The organism is Collinsella sp. CLA-ER-H6, from assembly GCF_040092305.1.
Taxonomy (GTDB): domain Bacteria; phylum Actinomycetota; class Coriobacteriia; order Coriobacteriales; family Coriobacteriaceae; genus Collinsella.
The window spans coordinates 162,311-186,226 of the sequence record NZ_JBBNLS010000001.1 but is presented as its reverse complement, the minus strand read 5'-3'; the positions used below and the strand labels follow the sequence as shown (position 1 = coordinate 186,226).

Annotated in this window: 18 protein-coding genes; 16 read left to right on the top strand and 2 right to left on the bottom strand. The window is 56.8% G+C overall.

All coding sequences use genetic code 11. From position 1 onward, the window contains the following. Positions 1 to 602 precede the first annotated feature (602 nt). Both AAAX77_RS00815 and AAAX77_RS00810 read right to left on the bottom strand, forming a co-directional pair. The gene (locus AAAX77_RS00815) at positions 603 to 1,892 is read right to left on the bottom strand and encodes a transglutaminase domain-containing protein (RefSeq protein WP_349104276.1); all 1,290 of its coding nucleotides are present in this window, start codon (positions 1,890 to 1,892) and stop codon (positions 603 to 605) included. A 182-nt stretch (positions 1,893 to 2,074) separates the two neighbouring features. Continuing rightward, a complete protein-coding gene (locus AAAX77_RS00810) occupies positions 2,075 to 2,746 on the bottom strand; it encodes a hypothetical protein (protein ID WP_349104274.1) in 672 nt (223 codons plus the stop codon). A gap of 1,126 nt (positions 2,747 to 3,872) precedes the next feature. Between AAAX77_RS00810 and AAAX77_RS00805 the strand changes: the two genes are divergently transcribed. The 16 genes from AAAX77_RS00805 (at position 3,873) to AAAX77_RS00730 (ending at position 23,826) form a co-directional block, all read left to right on the top strand. Continuing rightward, on the top strand, positions 3,873 to 4,838 hold the full coding sequence (locus AAAX77_RS00805) for an Abi family protein (protein ID WP_349104272.1): 966 nt from the start codon (positions 3,873 to 3,875) through the stop codon (positions 4,836 to 4,838). Positions 4,839 to 4,984: 146 nt separating this feature from the next. Next, positions 4,985 to 5,203, top strand: a complete 219-nt coding sequence (locus AAAX77_RS00800; RefSeq protein ID WP_349104270.1) for a hypothetical protein — start codon at positions 4,985 to 4,987, stop codon at positions 5,201 to 5,203. 251 nt (positions 5,204 to 5,454) lie between these two features. After that, a complete protein-coding gene (locus tag AAAX77_RS00795) occupies positions 5,455 to 6,819 on the top strand; it encodes an AbiH family protein (protein ID WP_349104269.1) in 1,365 nt (454 codons plus the stop codon). 918 nt (positions 6,820 to 7,737) lie between these two features. After that, positions 7,738 to 8,124, top strand: a complete 387-nt coding sequence (locus tag AAAX77_RS00790) for a helix-turn-helix transcriptional regulator (RefSeq protein ID WP_349104267.1) — start codon at positions 7,738 to 7,740, stop codon at positions 8,122 to 8,124. Between the two features lie 155 nt (positions 8,125 to 8,279). After that, entirely contained in the window at positions 8,280 to 10,418 is a 2,139-nt protein-coding gene (locus tag AAAX77_RS00785; protein ID WP_349104265.1) for a DUF4118 domain-containing protein, read from the top strand. After that, positions 10,415 to 10,810 carry a hypothetical protein gene (locus AAAX77_RS00780; protein ID WP_349104263.1) on the top strand — a complete coding sequence of 132 codons (396 nt, stop codon included), beginning with the start codon at positions 10,415 to 10,417 and terminating at the stop codon, positions 10,808 to 10,810. The genes AAAX77_RS00785 and AAAX77_RS00780 overlap by 4 nt, the downstream gene beginning before the upstream one ends. Positions 10,811 to 10,828: 18 nt before the next feature. Further along, the gene (locus AAAX77_RS00775; RefSeq protein ID WP_349104262.1) at positions 10,829 to 11,320 is read left to right on the top strand and encodes a hypothetical protein; all 492 of its coding nucleotides are present in this window, start codon (positions 10,829 to 10,831) and stop codon (positions 11,318 to 11,320) included. Next, complete coding sequence (locus AAAX77_RS00770) at positions 11,317 to 13,197, top strand: DUF2194 domain-containing protein (protein ID WP_349104260.1); 1,881 nt, start codon at positions 11,317 to 11,319, stop codon at positions 13,195 to 13,197. Before AAAX77_RS00775 ends, AAAX77_RS00770 begins: the two co-directional genes overlap by 4 nt. Next, complete coding sequence (gene pelF, locus AAAX77_RS00765; RefSeq protein WP_349104259.1) at positions 13,194 to 14,621, top strand: GT4 family glycosyltransferase PelF; 1,428 nt, start codon at positions 13,194 to 13,196, stop codon at positions 14,619 to 14,621. Before AAAX77_RS00770 ends, pelF begins: the two co-directional genes overlap by 4 nt. A 3-nt stretch (positions 14,622 to 14,624) precedes the next feature. Further along, positions 14,625 to 16,169: an exopolysaccharide Pel transporter PelG gene (gene pelG / locus AAAX77_RS00760; protein ID WP_349104258.1), complete on the top strand. Its 1,545-nt coding sequence runs from the start codon at positions 14,625 to 14,627 to the stop codon at positions 16,167 to 16,169. Then, entirely contained in the window at positions 16,159 to 17,928 is a 1,770-nt protein-coding gene (locus tag AAAX77_RS00755; protein WP_349104257.1) for a CotH kinase family protein, read from the top strand. The genes pelG and AAAX77_RS00755 overlap by 11 nt, the downstream gene beginning before the upstream one ends. Continuing rightward, complete coding sequence (locus AAAX77_RS00750; RefSeq protein ID WP_349104256.1) at positions 17,915 to 18,706, top strand: polyphosphate polymerase domain-containing protein; 792 nt, start codon at positions 17,915 to 17,917, stop codon at positions 18,704 to 18,706. Before AAAX77_RS00755 ends, AAAX77_RS00750 begins: the two co-directional genes overlap by 14 nt. 3 nt (positions 18,707 to 18,709) lie before the next feature. Beyond that, complete coding sequence (locus tag AAAX77_RS00745) at positions 18,710 to 19,375, top strand: DUF4956 domain-containing protein (RefSeq protein WP_349104254.1); 666 nt, start codon at positions 18,710 to 18,712, stop codon at positions 19,373 to 19,375. A gap of 248 nt (positions 19,376 to 19,623) precedes the next feature. Next, complete coding sequence (locus AAAX77_RS00740) at positions 19,624 to 20,595, top strand: LacI family DNA-binding transcriptional regulator (protein ID WP_349104282.1); 972 nt, start codon at positions 19,624 to 19,626, stop codon at positions 20,593 to 20,595. 184 nt (positions 20,596 to 20,779) lie between these two features. Further along, positions 20,780 to 22,180 carry a PTS transporter subunit EIIC gene (locus AAAX77_RS00735; protein WP_349104252.1) on the top strand — a complete coding sequence of 467 codons (1,401 nt, stop codon included), beginning with the start codon at positions 20,780 to 20,782 and terminating at the stop codon, positions 22,178 to 22,180. A gap of 107 nt (positions 22,181 to 22,287) precedes the next feature. Beyond that, complete coding sequence (locus AAAX77_RS00730) at positions 22,288 to 23,826, top strand: glycoside hydrolase family 32 protein (RefSeq protein WP_349104250.1); 1,539 nt, start codon at positions 22,288 to 22,290, stop codon at positions 23,824 to 23,826. Positions 23,827 to 23,916 lie beyond the last annotated feature (90 nt).

The window sequence follows — 23,916 nt, the reverse complement described above, 5'->3', positions numbered from 1 at the left end:
AACGGCAACGGCGACAGGGTCGTGCCGGTATCGACTGCCGACTACTACGCGAGCGCCGCCGGCCCCGTCGCCCCGCGCCCGGTCCACTCCGCGCTCGACCTTTCCAGGCTCGAAGCCGTGGGCTTCCGCATGCCCGACTGGGAGGAAGAGCTGGGGGAGTACCTCAAGACGCTCTAGCAGATTAGCGGCTCGTCGGGAAAGCTGGCGAGCCGCTATTTAATTAATCTTTAGCATTTTGCATCTCGACTTAGGGCCTTCTTGCCGACATGTTAATCCAAATCCAGCAGTTTCCGCTGCAGTCAGCATGCTCGATTCGATTTTTGGCCAATCCAAGGTCTATGAGTCTTTTTGCCAATGGTATGTCCCCTGCGGCCCAACAAAGGTCTGGCCATTTGGAAACGCAATTGCACGCAGCGAGTTCAAATAGTGCTGAGTCGCCTCGCCCATATCTTTACCTCCTTTCGGGGCTCGATTTACAACCCATATATTTGGCTATCTGCCAAATACCATCGTGCGGGATTGAGCCACCTTGTGTCCCTCAAATCAATAAGTATGGCGAGAGCGCTGTTGAAAACGACTACAGCGCCCACTGTTCATTTAGGTTAAAGGCTTACAACCCGATCACAAACCTCCAACGCAGCAGATCGATGCGTGACGATGATGACGGTATGGCCGAGATTTCGCATACGATCCAGCATTTCTCGCTCGGTCTTGGGGTCGAGGGCCGATGTGCGTTCATCGAGCAGAAGCACGGGGGAGCCGGAGTAGACCGCACGCGCAACGGCAAGGCGTTGCTCCAGGTCTCCGTACCAGTTGTCGCTGGTGTCGTCCCAGGTTAGGTCCATCTGGCACCATTTGCCGTCGATCTTTACGGCGTTCCAGGTGTGGCCGTTGCCGGTGACGCGGCCGTTGGCGATGCCCGCGGCGTCAAGGAGCTTGGAGTAGATGCGCTGGTAGCTCTCGCAGGTGCCCTGGTGGCGCGTGAGGCCGCTCTCGGCCGAGCACCAGTTGAGGTTGTGGTCGTACTCCAGCTGGTCGAGCGTCCAGTCGTGGAGCCACAGCGCCATATCGTATTCCGAGCCGTCTGTCTCTTGCCTGCATAGGTCCACGGCGTCGTTGACGATCTGCGTGACGCTTGGGCGGGCGGCATCGTTTACGGTCACCTCTGCCGTGGTGTGCAGGTAGTAGATCCCCTTGTCGTTTTGGGGGTCGTTTCTGTCGTTGTCCATAAAGTAGAAGTAGATGCGGTACGTGCCCGATGCCGTGAAGTCAAAGGTAAAGTCGTGGCCCGCGGTGCCCAGGTTGCAGTAGCTGGCCCATGCCGGGCGCGACGGGTCGCAGACGCTTTCATGGCTGCCGCCGTCCCAATAGGTGGGCACGTCCATGCGCGCCTTGGCCTGGGACGAGCCGTTGGCTTGGGTTACGTGGAAGGTCGTCGGGGTGCCCGCGGGGGCGTCGTTCCACGAGACGGTGAAGGTGACGCCGTTTTGGGCTGCGGTGGCGGAGTGGGCGTAGGTGGTTTGTGACGTGGTGGAGATGGCAGTGGGGGTGGGGTTGGCTTGGGCTCGGAGGGATGGGGTGGGGGTGCCGGTTGCGGCGGTGGTGCCGGGGGTGGCGGCGGTGCCGGCATTGGTGGCGTCGGCGCATTCTGTATTGACTGCGCTGGTGCCGGTGGATGTTGCGGTGCTGCCCTCTGCGGTATCTGCTGTCGCATTTGTGTTGGTGCCGTCTTCGGCTTTGGCTGTGTCGCTGTTCGTGGCGTCTGATTGCGCCTGCTGCTCGGCTGTTGCCGGAGGCCGCATGGCTTCCGCGATGGCTGCCATGGGCATCGTCGCGCCGACCATGGACGTGCACGCGATCGCGCAGAGCAGGTAGTAAAGGGGTCGTTTCATAGCGGAGCCTCTCGGTGAGTAGCCAATAGGGTCCGAAGGCAGCTCCAGGCCAGCACTCCGCACATATTTTGTTGGGGATTATTTTACGGGAACACCAGTCAACATCAGCGAACTTTCTGGGGGAATGTTGGGGGGAAGGGGTGGTTGGTTGCTCGGTGACGTTGTAGATCGCGTTGGGTTGGCTATGCTCGATCCGGCAACTCCAGCATGAGGCCGTCTCGCGCTTCTTCGAGACTCGCCACCGAGACCTTCCAGGAAAAGTTCGCAAGGCTGCTGCTTAGGTCAAGTTCTGCGTGGTCGTATTTTTCAATTTTGCAGCCTGGGTGATTCTCGTCTGGTAAAAGGCGACATTCGACCGGTCGCGACCCGATGATTCGATACTCCTTCTGATATGCGTACTTGGGTGTTTTGATAACGAGATTGTGCGGGATGCCCTCAAAGATCTCGCGTATCAGTTTTGGCCCGGGAACGCCGTAGGAGATGGGACCGTGGGCGTAGATGCTTCCGTCGTCGGTGGTGTGTCTGTCGGCGAGGCGCGCGAAGCTGTCGTACTGCACAATGCCGATCCACCCGTCCGCGCACCCGAACTCCTGAATCATGCGTATCGGGATTTTCACGGTGTTGTCGACGATATCGTTCTCGCGGACCGTGTACATGCAGTAGATAGGCAGGCAAGTATATCTGTAGAGGCACGCCCCGGGAGCCATGGAAGCTTCGAGCGGATCGCCCTGTTCGCCAGGCAGGCCATGGTAGTAGCCGGCCGCGTTCATGTAGAGGCGACCGTTTATCAAGTCGTCGACGTATGCCTCCCTGGGAGCGAATTTTAGAAGGTACTCGATGTCGTCTTTTGACATGACGGATCCTTTCTTGGGTGGAGGTGCCCGGGTCACCTTGTGTGTGCCCCGTTTTCTCATTGCCAAGATAAGAGAAATTCTCAAAACCTTCGTGCCGGATTGACGTGGACCTGCGCCGCTTGGGTGTGCTGGCTCATTGGGACTCTGAGGCTTGTACAGCAAAGAACTCTGGGGGGCTTTATTCCGACCTGCTGCGAAATGGTCTGCTAGTTGATCGGTTATAGTAACTCAGCTCAGCTTGACTCTGCGATGTTCACTTCCTTGTTTGCTTCAAGAGCAATTCGATACAGGTCTGCGTATCCGAATTCAAGGAATACGCATGTCGATGCATCGAGGTCGAAAACGTAATTGTATCCAGGGACCGAGACGATAACAGATACGAAGTGCCATGAGTGATCTCGGGATTCTTTTTTTCATGTTGGAGAGCGCTTCGCGAAGCATTTCCTCGTCAGCAAGAATATTGGATCTGACAAACAACTCGTTTCTCCTAAAGAGTTCGTAGTCACCAGAGTCGAGTCTGTCCAGCTTTTTGCGAAGAGCTTCAATAATCGGCTCGAATGAATCCGTACCATTTGGACCAAACAGGACTCCTTTTTCGAAATGCGCTCCACATTGCTTAATAAGTTCGATTCGGCGTTTTTCCTGAGAAGAATCATTCTCGTATAGGAGTTTGGAATAGAGGGATTCTGCCTTTCTGCTGTCTTGCGATTGGGAAGCTGTTACCTCGATACCCAGGGACTGTGCCCGATCGATCAGATCCGGTTTGTCGCTGTAAGCCAAATTGCCGTATTTGTCGCTATCGATAAATTGCAGAACATTTCTCGCATAACACTCTCAGATATCGATTTTGGTCCTGCCAAGGATGGGCTTGACGTAGCTTTCGCTATCAATGGGGCGCTATGCATATGGCTCACCTCTATTGGCCGGATTATGGTATAGGTTTGGCGTTTGCCTAATTGCGGATTTAAGTATATTGAGGGCATTCTTCTGGGGATGCGCGACCCTGCATTGCTTCTGATTCTACAGCTTTAGGGAAGTGGGGTTGGGCCATTTGTGCCGATATCCTAGGTTTGCCCGGTACCGGATATAATTAATTCAATTTCGGCTCCGCGTTTAAGGATCCATAATGAAAACTCTCAATGGCCTCATGAAGCATCTTAGGGATAAAGGGATAGAGACACACGGCTCTGTCCATAAACGAAAGATGAAGAATTACGGCTATTACCATGGTTACAAAGGCCACCGTTTTGTGGGCAATTCTTCCAACTGCTTGGATTTAACAAGCTTTGATGAAGTAATTGCCTTAAATGAGTTTGATATGGCGGTCAAGGCACTCTTATATCCAAGCGTAATGTTTATTGAAACTGCGCTAAAAAACTATACGCTAGAAGCCGTGCTTGAAGATTCTCACTCGTTCGTGCTGGAGGATATTTTCTCTCGAACGCTCGTGGCGTACCGTGATTACCCTAGAAAAAGTAAAGACTATAGCGCTGCTATGAAAAAGCGCCTGGGTCTGCGCGCGGAAATCAATAGATTGATTCAGTACAATTATTCCAAGAACCCTGTTGTTAGGCATTTTTATGACAGCGATAAACCCTTGCCTATTTGGGCGCTATTTGAGGTCATGACTCTAGGAAACTTCGGTGTTTTCTATTCGTGCTTAAAGGGCTCGGTTAGACAGAGCATATCCGATGACCTTAAGCTTCCGAACAATTACGACGGTCCTGGGCTTCTTGAACGTACTATCTTTGTGCTCAAGGATCTCCGTAACGCGATTGCTCATAACAGTGCCGTTTATGACGTTAGGTTTAAGAGGGCAAAAGTGGGAATTCAGCTTGGCCAGATGCTGTCATCCGAGGTTGGCGTTCCTTCGATAGACTTTTCAACTATTACCGATTACGTTGTTCTAATTGTCTATCTGCTCAGAAAGATGATGGTGTCCAAAACTGAGTGCTATCAGTTAATCCGGAACTACTCTAGCGTGCTGGAAGACTTGCACGGCTCTCTGTCTTCCTCAGATTTTCATAAAATAGTAAAGACTGGGGCCAGGGGCAAGATGGATGCACTTCGTAGCTATATAGCTGCTTCTTAAGAAGCAGCAGCTAAAGATGAGGCTAAAGATGAGGCTAAAGATGGAGATGACATTCTTTGGAGCTGGGCCCGTAGACAAACATAGGATATCGACTAAAATATAGTCAATTGCGGTGGAAGCCTTCGGGCGACACCTGAAGAGGGTTGATGCGTCGGCCCTCTTTTTTTGTCGATTTCTTTACAGCATGCGTGAGATGGCTGCATGGAATCGTTCTGGATAATGTCATCTCCAGAATTGCCCTTGCGATCCAGCGGCCGCTCAAAGCAGGCATACCTCACGATGCCGATTCAGCCGTCGGCGCACCTGAACTCCTCGATCAATCGTCTGGTAGTCAGGACAGCGTTGTTTACGGTGCCGCTCTTTAAATTGAATTGACCCCTTGGAGCCTGGACGATAGAGTAAATAGGTGGTATTGACGTAGTCAACCTACGGGCCTACGTCCTGCGGAGAGGCGGCCGTTCTTTTGGATGGCCGTCTTTCTTCATTGCGCTCATGATGAGAAACTATATTGCGCTGAGGTTGGCGGACGTAAATACGCTAATGGCATCCCAATGGTTTGGATGTCATTAGCGTTATCTGACTTAGAATGAGTTTAAACGGTGTATTAAGGACTAATGTGAGTGCGGAAGATATCAGGTTTACCGGTGAGGATGATGGGAAGAGATGCCGCAATCATCATCTTATAGTGGTTGGCAACGGTTTCGATCTTTCCTGTGGCCTGGCGTCTTCGTTTAAGGATTTCTTTGAGCCTCGAATGAAGGTCATAGATTCTCTTGTCTCGGAAGAGGGCGCTTGTGATTACGGAGCCATCAAAGCGAGAGGCCTGACTGCTTGGGATCTAATCCTTAGAAGCCGGAAGGACATGGAGGCAAGAGCCTTCAACGTGAACTGGTGCGATGTCGAGACGGCTATTGCCAATGTGTTTGGCATCAACCTGCCCGAGGACGGCATCGACGATGAGGGCGTAATGATATCCGACTATGACGTCTCGTTCGGCTCTTTGCAGGATTACTTTTATCTAGCAAATGAAGCGAACGCTCTCAATGTAAGTGACTACATCGAGAATCGGGTCGACGAGATCGAACGGCTTAGAGACGGCATTGACGATGGTGATCAAGGGGTTCTTTCTGAGCTGGGCATTGAAGATTCAGAGGATTCGGGTGTCTCAGAGGTATATTCCGCTTTATTTAGAGAGGGGTCTCGCCTTTTAGGACTCGAGCCCAATCCTTGGACCGAGCGTGTGGGGCATTACCTCGCCCATGCGTTCCCTCGGGTCCTTGAGGATCCCGAGGGGCAGTTATCTTCCATCCTCATGTCAGAACTCGAGCGTATGGAACACCACTTCAATTGCTATCTCAAAGATGAGGTTGCTCGCAACGATGGCTATTCAGATTGTTCGGATAACTTAATGCGCAAGCTGATTGAGCATACCTTGGTGCCCGATGGTGTGCCCGATGATGCGGTGACTGTTCTCAACTTTAACTATACGTCTCCATATCGGTGGCTTAAACAGCGGTTTGGGGATGCCGATCTTGTCAATATCCACGGCACGCTTGATGGTGAATGCATTTTTGGAATCGACGGTTCCGGCAATTTGGATAATCGGGATATCCTCCCATTTACCAAGACATATCGTGTATTGAAGTCTGCCCGAGGGGTTCCAAGTGGCTCGATTGCTTATCCTTCGCAAAGGGGAGGGGATGGTCTTAAGACATCTTCGATAGTCTTTTTTGGCCATTCGCTTTCGCGAGCCGATTATTCGTACTTTGAGTCCATTTTTAGCACGGTGGATTTGTATAACGGACATACCAGCCTGCTCTTCTTATACTCAAACTACGTCAAGGGTGTTCGCGAGTCAGAGGTGGCCAAGGTGCTCGCCCTCCTTGATTACTATGGCACTTCGCTTGGTATTGCTGGACGTAGCAACAACCTCGCACACAAGCTCATGCTGGAGGGCAGACTCGTTGTTCGGGAGATTTAGGTCGATCTGCTCAAGAGGTTGTTTTCGAAGGGGCCTCTTATCGCGTCTTCAGTTTTAGGGCGCTTGGTGTTGTCGTGTTTTCCGGAAGTGCGGGGAAAAATCGGAAACCTCCGAGCACAAACTGATTCTCGGCAACAAAACCGCAGGTCGCGGAAGGCTAAAACAGGGGTCTGGTCTGTCGACCTCGGTTTTTCACCGCACTTCCGGAATCGCCTGACGGAAGTATGCGGCAAATTTTGGAACCCTCGAGCACACCGCCTTTTTCATGAAAAGAAACCGCAGGTAGAAGCGTTGTCGCTATACGGCGTGGTCGGCATGTCAAGAATTTGCCGCATACTTCCGGATTGAGCACCAGCTTGGTTGGATTGTTTATCGATTTGGGGCTGCGGAATCTAGCATAAGCCTTGTTATTTGTATTTAAATAGATACACTTAACTTATAAGTTAAGTGTATCTAGAAATGGGAGGTGGCCTTTGGTAGAAGGATATGAACTTGTCGAATATAGAGACCCCAAGGGCCGACCATTTTGGGAACTGACGACTTCTCCCGACAACTCTCAATTTCAGAAGATGATGTCAGACACTATCGTAAAATTGCCGCCCGTAAAATGATCGACCTGATTTCAAAAATCTATGATTATGGATTAAAGGTTGCGAATGGGATCTCAAGGCTAAGATGCATTGATTCTAAGATTGGCCTCTATGAACTTAAGGGGTTAACGGGGTTAATCGAGAGATGATTTATAACATATGTTAAGGCGTAGACAAAATCGTTCTTCTATTTTGGTTAAAAGGGCATCAGGGATCGGGAAATATCAGCAGGGAAATCGAGCGGGCCAAGCGACTGGCCGTAATAGCGCGTCAGCTTCTGGAGCCTGGGCGCTGACTTTTATGCCTGGCTTCTGAAACGGAGAATACAATGAATAAAGTAGATCTATCTGATTTATATGCCGAAACAGAAAGTAGCGAAACGCGCGCTTATGAACATGCACTAGATATTGAGTTTATTGTTCATCGCGAAATGAAACGTTTGGGATTGAGCAAAAGTGAGCTGGCAAATCGTATGGGCATAAGCCTTCAGTTGCTTTCTAAGCTCTTGAATTCTCAACCTAATATGACTCTGAAGACGATTGCAAAGTTCGAACTTGCTCTGGGCATTAAGATTGTTCCGCAGGTTATCGTCAACTATTCCAAAGAACTGCCGTTTCTTTCATCCAATGATTCCGTGCGAGAGCAATGTACATTGCCTGCCATTCTCCCTGCAGAGCTGTCAGCAGATTGCGATGTGCCTTTTCAGAGCGAATAGCAGCTTCTCAATGAGCCTGAGTCGGACGAGTTGCCACTCCCGCATCCTCTAAAAAAGTTCTTAAAACAGCCTTAAAGGCTTTCCAGCTTGCGTTGACAGCGTAAAATACGCATGTTTGACTATGAACGAAGTGGATTTTAGGGGAGGAGAACGCCATGGAGGTGCTGGTTGTTGGCAACACCGCATATGTTGACGATGACTTTTGTGCCAAGGCGTTCCCCGGGGACCATGTGCAGGTCGTAGCCGTGCAGGACACGCGCCGCGACGAGTCGTCGCCCCATGCCTCGTGGAAAGAGCTTCTGCAACACCTGGATCAGGCCTACGAGTTCGAACGCGTGGTCTACCTATCCAATTACCTTACCCCGCATACCGATACCGTGGGCGATATCGAGACGCTGCGCTCGGTCTTTCGTGCGTGCGCGGGTCGCCGGATCCAACTGCTGTATGTAGCGGGGCCCGCGGGTGCCGAGGGCGCCGCCGATGCCGCGGGGCGAACGGGCAAGGGAATTATCGCCCGCGCGTCAAACGACCTGTGCCGCTACTACGCCGCTCGCGAGGGCGTTCAAACCAAGATCCTGCGCGTGCCGTTCCTGTATACCGCGTCTGCCGCGCTGGAGGACCCGTTTTTGGTGCCGCTGTTCGACGCGTGCTCAACCGGCTCGGTTGCTCTGCAGGGCGCGGAGGATGCGGCGTTTCCCCTGCTGTGCACCGAGGAGCTCGCGGTGCTGGTACGCCGTATCTTCGACAGCTGGGATGGCAATTTTGAGACGCTCGACGTAGCCGATGCCTTCCATCACACGGCGGGTGAAGTGGGCGAGGCCCTTAAGGCGCTGTTCTCGGGGCTCTCAGTTGCCTATGGCGATTCTGCCGGCTACGCCCTGCCCGTCAGCGACGTCGTTCGCGTGCGCTATGGTTGGTTTCAGCGGTACGACCTGCTGCGCGATCTTTCGACCATTCAGGCGCGTTGGGATGCCGGTCGCGCGAAGAAGGTCAACCCCTTGCGTGCCGCCATCGACCGCATCCAGATGCGCTCGCTGCCCATCAAATGCCTGGAGACGGGCGTTGCCTGGGTTCTGTTCGAGGTGCTGGAGCATCTGTTCTCCCAATCTGTCCAGCTCAACGTGCTCGATTATCGCCTGCTCTACGTGGTGTTGATCGGCACGCTGTATGGCTTGGACTTTGGCCTGGTTGCGGCGCTGCTGGCGTCGGTGGGTTTGGCCGCGAGCTACTTTACTCAGTACGGCTATACCTTCCAGGGCCTGTTCTACGAGCCGTCCAACTGGCTGCCGTTTATTGCGTACTTTGTGGTGGGTGCCGTGTGCGGCTATGTGCAGCTGCGCAACAGCGAGGCCATTAGGGCGGAGCGCGATCAAAACGAGCTCGTGCGCAACCGCAATACGTTCCTTACGCAGCTCTACCACGACGCGATCGAGGACAAGCGCGCGTACAGACGTCAGATCGTGGGTCGCCACGACAGCTTTGGCAAGATCTTTGCCGTGACGCAGGAGCTCGACGTGCTCAACCTACGCGACATCTATCGCAAGTGCTGCGAGCTTCTGGGCGAGATCCTCGAGAACGATTCGGTGGCGATCTACCATGTTTCGGGCGGGGCATTTGCACGCCTGGTAGCAGCAAGTCCCGCGATTGCCGAAGATGCCGCACGCTCGCTCACGCTTGAGCAGCTTGCACCTCTTTTGGGCGACGGGGGTCGTTCGAACCTGTGGGTGAACCGCGAGCTGACGCCGGGGCTTCCCATGTTTGGATACACGATCGAGCGCGACGGGGCACTCGCCGTGCTGATCTTTGTGCGTAGTGCGGCCGAAAACCAAATGACCCTCTATTATCAAAACCTGTTCCGCATCTTGTGCGGGCTGGTCGAAAGCGCGCTGGGCCGTGCCTTTGACTATGAGGCGGTGGCGCAGGATAAACGCTGCGTTGACGGCACATGCGTGCTCAAGCAGGCTGCCTTTGGCCAAGAGCTCGCGGCGGAGCAAGCGCTCGCAGATAGCAAGATGGGGAGTTATTTGCTCCTGCGCGTGGTACCGGGCATGGAGCCTGTCGGCGAGCTGGTGGGCGCAATTGGGTCGGCAATCCGCGAGAGCGACGCGGCGGGCTTGGTCGACGGCGACGTGCTCTACCTGCTTATGCGCCAGGCAAAGGCGTGCGATCTGCCCATTATCCGCGAGCGCCTGAGCGCAAAGCAGATTGCGGTGGAGCCCGTCGACGGCGAGGACATCGTGGCGCTGCTGCAGCACATCTCTTATACCGGTGACGGTGAGGGGAGTGTCGCTTGATCTCGCTTGTCGTTGCTGCCGTCTTGCTGCTGATTCATGCGCTGGTTTGTCTGATGCTGTGGACGCTTATGAAGCTGGGCCTGCTGCCGGTGCGCGGGCACATGCTGGCGGTGATAGTGCTGGTGCCGCTGTGGGGCCCGTTGCTGGTGGTTCTGCTATCGGTCCGCAGCGCGGTGTTTGGCGAGGTGCTGAAAGAGTCTGCGCTGGAGTCGCTGCGCTTTAACGACGACCTGCATCGCAGCATCCTGGTGCACGACCGTGACGCCGATGCGGGCGTGGTCCCGCTCGAGGAGGCGCTCATCGTCAACGACCCGGCATACCGGCGCCGCCTAATGCTCTCCATGCTCACCGAGGAGCCCGACGCGTACCTGGCGCAGCTGCAGGCGGCTTAGCTTAACGACGACGTTGAGGTGGCGCACTATGCCGCGACGGCGGTGGCGCAGATCTCCAAGGAGTCCGACCTTAAACTGCAGCAGCTGGAGCGTGCCTTTAAGACGGACCCGAGCGCGCAAAACCTCAACGAATACTGCGATTTTCTTGGTGAATACTTGGGCTCGGGCTTGGCTGAGGGGCGCTTGGCTCAGATTCAGCGCCAACAGTACGCGCGCCTGCTTGCGCGTCGCTGCGAGCGCGAGGACACCTTTGAGCTGCGCATTCGATACGCGACGGCGCTGGCCGATGTCGGACAGATCGACGAGGCGCAGGCCGTGACCGACCAGCTGGTGCTCGACGTGCCCGAGGAGCAGGAGGTTTGGATGCTTTGCCTGCGCCTGGCCGTGATGCGCCGCAACGGTGACGAGGTTCACCGTGTGATCGATGCGATTGACAAGCAACATGTATATTTGAGCGCCGACAACCGCGAAAAGTTGGCGTTTTGGCGCGACGGGGAGGAGGCCAGATGAGCGTGGCGCAACATATCCGCGACCGTGCAGGGCGCTTTCGTTGGATGGGGCTCCTCGTGGTGTGGGCGGTCTTTATTGCCATGGCCGCCGTGCTGCTGGTGGAGCGTGCCGGCGTGCAGTACAGTGCGGGCCAGCATAAGCTGGGGATGCTTGCCGCCAACGATGCAGTGCCGGCCTCCTCGGCAATCTTTGGCCAAAAGCCCACGTGCCTGGTCATTACCGACTCGGACCAAGATAGCGTCGACGATGTTAAAGACCAGTTCGACCAGATTTTGCTGGACATGAAGATTGCCCATCGCGATGTTGATATTGCCACCGACGGTGCGGACGCGATCCCATCGCTCACGTCGTTTGATCGCGTGATTGTGCTTATGCCCTCGCTTGACGGACTGGGTACGCATCTGACCGATCTGATGAGTTGGGTGAGTGCGGGCGGCTCACTCATGCTGGGCATGATGCCAGATAACTCGAACTACCTGCAGGCTGTTGCTTCCAAGCTTGGGATCGAATCGGCCGGATATGACTATGCGACAGCCGAAAGTATTGTTCCGAGCGATGACTTTATGTTGGGCGGAGGAGAGCGCTACGAGTTCTCGGATCCCTTCGATTCTTCGCTTTCGGTTTCATTGCGCGAAACGGCGCGCGTATGGGCAAAGACCGGTGACGCGGGCACGCCGCTCATTTGGTCTAACGATTGCGGCAGTGGTCACACCGTGGTGTGCAACATTGGTATCTACGACAAGGTCATGCGTGGGTTCTATGCTTCGGCCATAAGCTTGCTGGGTGATGCCACGGCTTATCCGGTCATCAACAGCGCCGTGTTCTATTTGGACGACTTTCCTAGCCCCGTGCCCTCGGGCGATGGTACTTATATCAGGCGTGACTACGGCCTTTCCATTGCGGATTTTTACACCAAGGTCTGGTGGCCCGATCTGCAAAAGCTTGCGCAAAAATACGGCATTCGCTATACCGGCGTGATGATCGAAAACTACGAGGACGCGGTCAGCCAGACCGAGCCCGCGCGCCAACCCGATACCACGCAGTTCCGCTATTTTGGCGGCATGCTGCTGCAGATGGGCGGAGAGCTGGGCTTTCACGGCTACAACCATCAGCCTCTTGCGCTCTGGGATACCGACTATGGCACGCTGTATGACTACAAGACCTGGAAGAACAAGGAGACGCTTGTCGCGTCTCTTGACGAGCTTATCGCCTTCCAGGACGAGGTGCTGCCCAATGCGCACGGTTCGGTCTACGTGCCGCCGTCAAATATCCTTTCGGCCCGCGCACGCAAGCTTATCGGCACCGACGTTCCGCGCATTAAGACTATTGCCAGTACGTACTTTGAGGACGGTACCGACCTGCCCTACGTGCAGGAGTTTGGCGTGGCGAGCGATGGTATTGTGGAGCAGCCGCGTATTGTCTCGGGCGGCATGGTCGACGATTCCTATATGCGCCTGGCTGCCGTGTCCGAGCTCAACATGCACTACGTGAGTACGCACTTTATGCACCCGGACGACCTGCTCGATCCCGATCGCGGCGCCAAGGAGGGCTGGGAAGTCTACAAGGGCGGCCTGACCGACTACCTGGACTGGCTCACCAAGTCTGCGCCCGACCTGCGCCGCCAGACCGGCTCGGAGTGCTCCGGTGCCATCCAGCGCTTTTCGTCGGTTACGGTGAGCGTGGATACCAGTGCGGATGCCTGGACGCTCAGCCTGGGCAATTTCCACGACGAGGCGTGGCTCATGTTCCGCGCCAATAATGGCGAGCCGGGTGCGGTGACGGGTGGCGAACTGACGCACCTTACAGGCAATCTGTATCTGCTCAAGGCAAATGATAAGACCGTGACGATCGAGCGCAAGGAGGGTGGCGACAGATGAGAATCTGCTTGGTACTCGAGGGTTGCTACCCCTATGTGCACGGCGGCGTATCTACCTGGATGCATGGCTATATCCAGGCCATGCCCGAGCACGAGTTTGTGCTGTGGGTGATCGGCGCGCATGCTGCCGACCGCGGCAAGTTTGTCTACGAGCTGCCCGGCAACGTGGTCGAGGTGCACGAGGTGTTCCTAGACGATGCCCTGCGGCTTTCGGGCGAGCAGCACGAAGCCAGTTTTAACGACCGCGAGCGCGAGGCGCTACGCCGCCTGGTGTCGCTCTCCAATCCGGACTGGGACGTGCTGTTCGATATCTTTCAGCGCCGTCGCGTGCATCCGCTCTCGTTTTTGCAGAGCCGAACGTTTATGGACATCTTCCGCGACGTGTGCCTGGCCGAGTACCCCTACACGCCCTTTGCCGATGCATTCCACACCATGCGCTCCATGTTGCTTCCCGTGCTCTACCTGTTGGGCAGCGAGGTGCCGGTGGCCGATGTGTACCACGCTATCTCGACCGGCTACGGTGGCCTGCTCGCCTGCCTGGGCTCAAGCGTTCGCCATGCGCCGGTGCTGCTGACCGAACATGGCATCTATACCCGCGAGCGCGAGGAAGAGATCATTCGCGCCGATTGGGTGGTGCCGTCGTTTAAGGACCGCTGGATCCGCTTTTTCTACCTGCTTTCGGAGGAGATCTACCGCCGCGCCTTCCGCGTGACGAGTTTGTTCCATAACGCTCGTAAGACGCAGATCGATATGGGTTGCGATGCAGACAAATGCCTGGTTATCCCCAACGGCATTCAGTTCGACCGCTTTAAGGACATTCCCTTAAAGCCCGATGACGGCTGGGTGGACATTGGTGCGGTGGTGCGCCTGGCTCCCATCAAGGACGTCAAGACTATGATCTATGCCTTCTTTGAGCTGCACGAGCGCCTGCCTAAGGTGCGCCTGCACATCATGGGCGGCGTGGACGACGAGGAGTACGGCGCCGAGTGCCACGCGCTGGTAGAAACCCTGGGCGTGCGCGACCTGATTTTTACCGGCCGCGTCAACGTGGTCGAGTACATGGAAAAGCTCGACTTTACCATTTTGACGAGCATCTCCGAGGGCCAGCCGCTTAGCGTGCTGGAGTCGCTTGCAGCGCGCCGTCCCTGCGTGACGACCGAGGTGGGCTGCTGCCGCGAGCTACTCGAAGGCGCCCCGGGCGACGACTTTGGCGTGGCGGGTTTTGTGGCGCCGCCTATGTATCGCAAGGGCTTGGCCGATGCCATGGAGCGCATGTGCGTGAGCCGTGCCCGTCGCATTGAGATGGGGGAGCGCGGGCAGCGTCGAGTTGCCACGTACTTTTTGCACGAGCAGATGCTTGCCAGCTATCGCGCGCTGTACGACGAGACGGCGCGTGCGTTTAACCTGTCCAGAGAGGGGGAGTAGCCGGTGGCCGGAATTGGTTTTGAGCTCAAGCGCCTGTTTAGGCGCAAGGGCCTGTTTGCCACGATGCGCGCCTATGGCTACGCTGGCATTGTGTGCACGGGCCCCATGCTGCTGGGCGTGCTGCTGCAGGTGGGCATCTTGGTGCTGTGCGGTCTGTGGGGCGTGGGGCGCGCCAACCAGGATCTGCTGGTGTGCATGGTGACCTACACGCTGCTGGCGTCGCTTACGCTCACGAGCTTTTTCTCCATGCCGGTCACGCGCTTTTTGGCCGACATGCTCTTTGCCGAGCGCGAGGACGAGATTCTGCCCTCGTTTTGGGGCTCCAATGCTGTCATGCTCGTTGCGGGCACGATGCTCTACGGCGTCTTTTTGCTATTCTCGGGCGCCACGCTGCTGCAGGGGCTGCTGTGCCTGTGGCTGTTCAACATTATGATCGTCAACTGGAACGGCATGAGCTATCTCACGGCTATTAAGGATTACCGCGGCATCCTGTGCAGCTTTGCGGCCGCCATTGGCGTGGCGTGCCTGTTTGCCCTGGCAGCGCTGGCATTGGGGCTGCCGCCGGTCGAGGGCCTGTTGGCATCAATCGCCCTGGGCTACGGTGTCATGCTCGCCTGGGACGTGGTGCTGCTGTACCGGTATTTTCCTCAGAGCGACCGCAGCCCCTGGCCCTTTTTGCAGTGGCTCGATCAGTTTATGCCGCTGGCGCTCACGGGTCTGTTAACCAATCTGGGACTCTTTGCGCACCTGGTGATTATTTGGGCTGGTCCCATTGGCGTGCGGGTCAAGGGCTTGTTTTATGGTGCGCCCTACTACGATGTGCCGGCGCTCATCGCGTTTTTGACGATCCTGGTCACGACCGTCAACTTTGTGGTCTCGGTCGAGGTCAACTTCTATCCGCGCTACCGCGACTACTACAGCCTGTTCAATGACGGCGGCGTGGTAGGCGACATTGTGGTGGCCGAGGAGGAGATGCTCTCCACGCTTAACAGCGAGCTGCGCTTTTGTGCGCTCAAGCAGTTGTTTGTGACCGCGGCGGTCATTTCGCTCGAGACCACGGTGCTGTCGGCCCTACCGTTGGGCTTTAACAACCTTATGCACGGGTATTTTCGCACGCTGTGCGTGGGCTATGGCCTGTATGCCGTGGGTAATACGGTGATGCTTATCTTGCTGTACTTTACCGACTATAAGGGGGCCGTGCTGGCTTCGGGCCTGTTTGCCGGTGTGGCCGGGCTGGCGACTGCCGTGTCGTTGCTTTTGCCGCAGCAATTTTACGGCTTTGGCTTTTTGTTGGGTGCGGCGGTGTTTTTTATCGCGGCGCTGCTGCGGCTCGATACCTATACCGCCAACTTGCCGTATCGTATCCTGAGCCAGCAGCCCATTGTGGCGACCGACAAAACGGGTCGCTTTACACAGCTGGGCCGCTTGCTCGACCGTGCCGAGCAGCGCTATGAGGAAGGCCGCCATAAGGGCGTGCCGCACGGCGCGTTTGAGCGCGCAGTAGTTCGCGTGTATCGCAAGCATTGGGGAGGTTCTGATGACCGATAGAATGATGTCTCGCCGTCGCCTGTTTGAGGCGGCTGCCGGCGCGCTGTTGCTTTCGGGCTGCTCGTCTCAGGACGAATCCTCGACTAAAAAGGTCAAAAAGCAGGACAAGATTAAAAAGGCTGAGGCCTCGAATAAGGCCAAACACCTGCGCGACAAGGACGAGCTCTACGAGGTCTACGACGACTCGGGCATTGTGACCATGTACCTGACGGTCTCGCGCGGCAACAGCTCCGAGAACACCGACCACAGCTGGGCCGAGATCAACACGTACTCGGTGTATGACTATGCCGACATGGGCGTGACGCGCTATCAGGTTATGGGCCTGTTGCAGCCGGGCGACGAAGAGGGCCCGGAGGCCGGCGAGGTTGGCTATGGCGAGGAAGCGCCCAATGCTACCGTGCAGGTGCGCGGCCAGACGTCGAGCATGAACTCGCAAAAGAATTACAAGGTGGAGCTCAAAAAGGGCAAGGGTACCTGGCGCCAACAGCGCGCGATTGCGCTCAACAAGCACATGGGCGAGGGTATGCGTTTTCGCAACAAGATGGCCTACGACCTTATCCGTGGGATTCCCCAGATGATGGGCCTACGTACGCAGTTTGTGCATCTGTGGGTGTGCGACCAGACCGAAAAGTCCAACGACACCTTTGAGGACTACGGCCTGTTTACGCAGGTGGAGCAGCTTAATAAGACGGCGCTTAAGGCACATGGCCTAGATAAGAACGGACACCTGTACAAGGTGAACAGCTTTGAGTTCTATCGCTACGAGGACACCATTAAGCTCGCCGACGATCCCGACTACAACCAGGCTAAATTTGAGGGCATGCTCGAGATTAAGGGCGATTCGGACCACACCAAGCTCATCGAGATGCTCGATGCGCTCAACGACGAATCGCAAAAGATCGATGATGTGCTCGATACCTACTTTGATTCCGAGAATCTGGTTTATTGGCTGGCGTTTCAGATTCTGACGGGCAACTGTGATACGCAGAACCGTAACTGCTATCTGTACAGCCCTCTCAACTCAAATACCTGGTACTTTTTGGATTGGGATAACGACGGCATGCTGCGTAAGCTGGAGCTTTCTCTTACCGGGTTTTCGGACTACGCGAGCTGGGAGCGCGGCGTGAGCAACTACTGGGGCAACGTACTGTTCAATCGTGCGCTGCGCAGCAAATCGTTCCGCAGCGAGCTCGACCGCGCCGTCAAGGACCTGCGTTCGTATATGACCGAGGCACGCCTGAGCAAGATGATCAAGCACTACCGCGAGGTTACTGAATCGCTGGTCTTTGCTTCGCCCGATATCGACCATCTGCCTGTCACCAAGGACCAATACGAGCAGATCGCCGCGGCGATTCCCTCCGAGATCGAGGAGAACTACAAGAGCTTTCGCGAGAGTTTTAAAAAGCCCATGCCGTTCTACATCGGCGTGCCGCAGATCGATAACGGTAAGCTGCGTATTAACTGGGATGCGTCCTACGACTTTGAGGCGCGCGACATTCGCTACACCGTGGAGCTTGCTCGTGACTATGCCATTAGCGACGTGGTCTTTAAGGCCGAGGACGTGCTGCTTCCCGAGGTGACCTGCGATGCGCCCGATGCCGGCCAGTATTTTGTACGCGTGCGTGCCAACAACTCCGACGGCTATACGCAAGATGCGTTTGACTACTATGTGACCGACGACGGCAAGCACTACGGCATGAAGTGTTTTTACGTGCAAGACGGCGGTAAGGTCGTGGAGGACACGTATGAGGAGGGCTAGCGCGCTGCTTGAGCGCTTGGCGGCTCCGCCTGTGCGTACCACGCAGGAGCGTTACCGCCACGAGCTCAAATATCTCATTAACGAGGGCGAGCACGCCGCGCTTGCCTGTCGCATGGCGCCGGTGTTTAAGCTGGACAAGCGTGCGCGGGCGGGCGGTTACACTATTCGCAGCCTGTATTTTGACGACTACTGCAACTCGGCCTACGAGGAAAAAGACGCCGGCATTCTCATGCGCAAAAAGTATCGCGTACGCATCTATAACGGCAGCGACAAGGTGATTAAGCTCGAGCGAAAAAAGAAGTACGGTAGCTGGATTTACAAGGAGGATGCGCCGCTCACGCGCGGCGAGTTTGAGCAGATCCTGGCCGGCGACTACGACTTTTTGCTGAGGAGCCCCTATCCGCTCTGCCGCGAGTTCTACATCGAGTGCATCTGCAACATGATGCGCCCGCGGACCATCGTGGACTACGAGCGCGAGCCGTGGGTGATGGATGAGGGTACTGTGCGCATTACGTTTGACATGAACGTGCGTGCCGCGGTGGGAAGCTTCGATATCTTTGACGCGATGCTGCCCGCGCTGCCGGTCCTGGAGTCCGGCAAGCTGGTGATGGAGGTCAAGTTTACGGAGTTTTGCCCGCAGCTGGTGCGTGATATGGTGCCGCCGGGAGCGGCCGAGCTTACTGCGGTCTCCAAGTACTGCCTGTGTTACGAAAAGACCGCCTACCTGCGCGGATTTAATTACTGGGAATCGGATTTTGAGAACCGAGGGGATATTTAGACCATGAGCACCAGGGACTTTTTTAAGAACTCCGTTTTGGAGGCGTTTGGCCAGGTCGACCCTGCCAAGATTGGCCTTTCGCTGCTCGTGGCGCTCGCCATGGGCATCCTGATCTATTACGTGTACAAGCGCTTTTTTACCGGCGTGGTATATTCGCGCAGCTTTGCCGTGACACTCGTGGGCATGTGCGTGCTTACCTGCATGGTCACGCTCGCGATTTCGACCAACGTGGTCATCTCGCTCGGTATGGTCGGTGCTCTGTCCATCGTCCGCTATCGTACGGCGGTCAAGGACCCGCTCGACCTGCTGTATCTTTTTTGGGCCATTACCACAGGCATTACGGCAGGCGCCGGCATGTACGCGCTCGTGGGGCTTACGGCAGTGGTGATTGTGGTGATGATTGCCGGCTTTGCGAGCCACCAGGACAAGGCGCGCGTGTACATGATGGTCATCCACTACACGGGCCAGACCGCCGGCGACGATATCATGCGTGCATTTGGGCGCACCAAGTTTACGGTGAAGTCCAAGACCATGCGCGGTGACAAGGTCGAGATGGCAGTGGAGGTGTTCTCGGACGGCGTTGACATGCCCTATGCGGACGCCATTCGCGCGCTCGATGGCGTGGAGGACCTGACGCTCATCCAGTACAACGGCGAGTACCACGGCTAACTTTGTTCCGGCGTTTTAACAAACGCCGGACCGCTCGACGCTGCGCGGGCATCTGCCGGGCGATCTGCCGCTCAAACCGTCGCTCGCGTACATAAAGTACGCTTCGCTCCTCTTTCGCGGCACCTCGCCACGGCAGCTGCCCGCTCGCTGGCGTATGCTCGACCTGGTTGGGCCGATTTGGTTCGTATGCCGTCTTCACGGGTATCATGGTGAAAGCGATTTCAATGACAGGGGTGCTCGTGGTAAAGATGAAAGATGTGGCCGAGCTTGCGGGCGTTTCGAGCGCCGCCGTCTCGCGCTACCTCAACGGTGGATATATCTCGGCGGACAAGGCCGAGCGCATTAAGCAGGCAATCGAGTTGACCGGATACGTGCGATCCAGCCAGGCTCGCGCGCTGCGCACCGGTTCCACCAAGCTCATCGGCGTCATCGTGCCTAAGATCAACTCGGAATCCGTGAGCCGCATTACCGCTGGCATTGGCCAGGTGCTCGGTCGCCGTGGCTACCAGATGCTGCTTGCCAACACCGACAATGCGCCCGATCGCGAGCTCGAATACCTCGATTTATTCCAAAACCATCCGGTTGATGGCATTGTGCTGGTGGCAACCATGATCACCGACGAGCACCGTCGGGCGATTGACTCGTGCCGCGTGCCCATTGTGCTGATCGGTCAGCATGTCGAGGGCGCGGCGTGTGTCTATCACGACGATTACGAGGCTGCCTTTGAGCTGGGCCGTGCGCTTGCGGGTCGCGTGGACGGCAAGATCGCCTACATTGGAGTTTCCGAAGAGGACCGCGCGGCCGGTTATGACCGCCGTCGCGGTTTTGAGGCCGGCCTGCGCGCTGCGGGCAACCCGCTCGATTCCGCCTTGATTCGCCTGGGCTCGTTTACGCTCGACTCGGGCTATCGCGCTGCGCGCGAGCTGCTTGCCGATGCCCCCGATGTTTCGTTTATCGCGTGCGCGACCGACACTATGGCTGCCGGCGCCCTGCGCGCTCTTGACGAGGTGCGTGGCATGGGCGAGGGCGTGCGTCGCGTGAGCGGCTTCGGCGACAACGCATTTTTGCGCGCGCTGACGGGCGGCATTCCCACCGTGCATTACGGCTACCTGACCAGCGGCGTCGAGGCGACCAATATGTTGCTCAACGCGCTCGATGGCGAGGAGGGGGAGAGCGGTCTCAAGACGCTCAAGCTCGGCCATCAGCTTATGAATGTCTAGGCCTTGGGCACGTCTGCCTGCCTCTGAGACCCCTGTTTTTGCTTCAAAACTACCTTTCGCCGGCTTTTTCCTACCGTTCACCCTACTATGAAAACGATTACAGTCATATCAAACTGAAAACGTTTACAGTGTATGTGTCAAAGATGGCCGGGTGCACATGCGCCCGTTGGAGGAAAGGGAAGTTATGGACTACCGCAAATCAGCCCAAGAGGTGCTCGACAACGTCGGTGGCGCCGACAACGTTGTTTCGGCCGCACACTGCGCCACGCGTCTACGCCTGGTGATTGCCGATAATTCCAAGGTTAACAAGGAGGCCATCGAGAATGTCGATGGCGCCAAGGGCGTCTTTGAGGCCCAGGGCCAGCTCCAGATTATTTTTGGCACCGGCACCGTCAACAAGGTCTACGAAGAGTTCATCGCGCTCAGCGGCGTCGAGGCTGCCACCAAGGCCGAGGTAAAGGAGGCCGCGGCTCAGCAGCAGAACATCTTTATGCGTGCCATTAAGGTGCTCGGCGACGTCTTTGTTCCCATCATCCCCGCCATCGTGGCTTCGGGCCTGCTGCTGGGCATCATGAGCGCCCTCAACTTTATGGCCTCCAACGGCTTTATCGCGCTCGACACCAATAACTTTATCTACAAGATCGCCGACCTGGTCTCGGGCACGTCTTTTGGCATTCTGCAGATCCTGATCGGTTACTCCGCCGCTAAGGCCTTTGGCGCCAACCCGTATCTTGGTGCCGTCGTCGGCGGTGCGTTCATCAACTCCTCGCTGCAGAGCGCCTACACGGTTGCCTCCGAGGGCGTGCAGACCATGGTCACCGTTATTCCTGGTGTGTACAGCTTTGAGTGGGTCGGCTATCAGGGCCATGTGATCCCCATCGTTATCGCCTGTGCCATTCTGGCCTTCCTCGAGAAGCGCCTACACAAGATCGTTCCCGAGATGTTCGACCTCTTTGTGACTCCGCTCGTCTCGGTGTTCGTGACCGTGCTCGTGACGCTCGTTGCCGTCGGCCCCATCTTCGTGTGGGCCGAGAACGCCATCCTCGGTCTGATCCAGACCCTGCTGACCCTGCCCTTCGGCATCGGTTCCTTTATCGTCGGCCTGTTCTATGCCCCCACGGTCGTTACCGGTATCCACCAGATGTACACCGCCATCGACCTGGGCCAGCTCGCCCAGTATGGCGTGACCTACTGGCTGCCCATCGCCAGCGCTGCCAACATCGCCCAGGGTGGCGCTGCGCTCGCCGTTGCCTTTAAGACCCGCGATGCCAAGATTAAGGGCCTGGCGCTTCCTTCGGCTCTGTCCGCCTTTATGGGCATTACCGAGCCTGCCATCTTTGGCGTGAACCTTCGCTTCTTTAAGCCTTTCATTGCCGGCTGCATCGGCGGCGGCTGCGGTGCCCTGGTCTGCGCGCTCACTTCGCTGGCCGCCTCCGGCACGGGCGTTACCGGCATCTTCGGTATCCTGCTGTGCCTGGCCCAGCCCGTGCAGTACGCGATCATGTTCGCGGTTGCCGCGCTGGTTTCCTTTGGCGTCTCGTTTGTCCTGTACAAGGACGAGCGCAAGGCTTCCGAGCAGGCCTAAGAGCTTTTGATTGAGGGAATGCCCGCGGGTTGTATGCTCACGGGCGTTTCCTGTATCTGGTGCCGTTCTCTGGCGCCTTGTTACTTTCGATCCGTTAGGACTTTGATATGTCTAATGCACTTGGTCGCGATCTTGCAAAGCTGGTTGCCGCCGTTGACGCCGCCGCCACTGAGTGCGGTTATGGCGCGTATGGCCAGCGCTTCCATATTATGCCGCCGGCGGGTTGGCTCAACGACCCCAACGGTCTTTGTCAGGCGGGTGGCGTATTTCACGCGTACTTTCAGTATGCGCCGTTTGATGTCGAGGGCGGCGTTAAGGTCTGGGGCCATGCGACGAGCCGCGACCTTATGACGTGGGACTACGTTGGCGCCCCGCTGCTGCCCGACGAGCCGTTCGATTGCCATGGCGTGTATTCGGGCTCCGCGCTTGCCGAGGACGGCCGCATTCGCGTGTTGTACACGGGCAACGTTAAGCTTTCCGATGCGGACGGCACGTACGACTACGTCAATACCGGTCGTCGCGCCGATACTGTTTATGTCGAGAGCGTTGATGGCCTTGCCGGTCGGGAGTTCAGCCAAAAGCGCGTGGTGCTGGCGTCCGAGGATTATCCCGAGGATTTGACCTGCCACGTGCGTGACCCCAAGGTGTGGCGTGACACGGACGGGCGTTATCACATGGTGCTGGGCGCGCGTCGTCGCGTGGATGGGCCGCATGTCGATAGTCGATTTTGCGCCATGCACGGCGAGGGTGCCGGGCGCGATGTGGGTGAGATCCTGGTGTATGGCTCGGCCGATATGCTGAGCTGGGAGCTCGAGAACCGTGTGTCTACGCCCGAGCGCTTTGGCTTTATGTGGGAGTGCCCCGGCTACATCGAGCTCGATTCGAATGGCGATACGGCGGCGTTTCTGTCGTTCTCGCCTCAGGGTCTTGAGGGCGGCCGTTGGGACCGCGGCAACGTATACGCTGCTGGCTACATGCCTGTAACGGGCGACATTACCGGTGGTGACGGTGCCTATGAGCTGGGTGAGTTCCGCCTGTGGGACGCCGGTTTTGACTTCTATGCTCCGCAGGAGTTTACGTCCGAGGACGGTCGCCATATTCTAATCGGCTGGATGGGCATGCCCGATGAGCCGACCTATGGCAACGCACCCACCGTGGTGTGCGGCTGGCAGCACTGCATGACGGTGCCGCGTGAGCTTACAGCCGGTGCCGGCGGCGTGGTGCTGCAGCTGCCGGTGCGCGAGATCGAGCACCATTATGCCTCGGTGCGTGTGGGGGAGGGCTCGTTGGAGGTTGCCGGCGATGCCTGCTTTGATGTTGTTGTCGACTGTGTCGACGGCGCGTTTACCGCGATCGTTGATGGCGAGCTGAAGCTGGCGTTTGTGCCCGCCGAGGACGAACTGCCCCCGCGCTTTGAGATGCGATTTACCGATGAGGGCCGCGCTTCTGCCGGCTGCGGTCGTACTGTGCGCTGGGAGTCCGTCGACGAGGTTCGTAACGTGCGCATTGTTGGCGATGCCTCGTCGGTCGAGGTGTTTGTGAACGATGGTGCGCTCGTGTTTTCGACGCGCATCTATCCCGAGGCCTATGGCGTGACCGTTGACGCTCCGGGTGCGAGCGTGACCTATCACGCGCTCAATATCTAGGAGATTCGTCGCATATCGGCGCTATACTGCAGCCGTTGCCCACGATGCGGGAAACATCCGCATCGTGGGTTTTTGCTTATGAAGGGACGG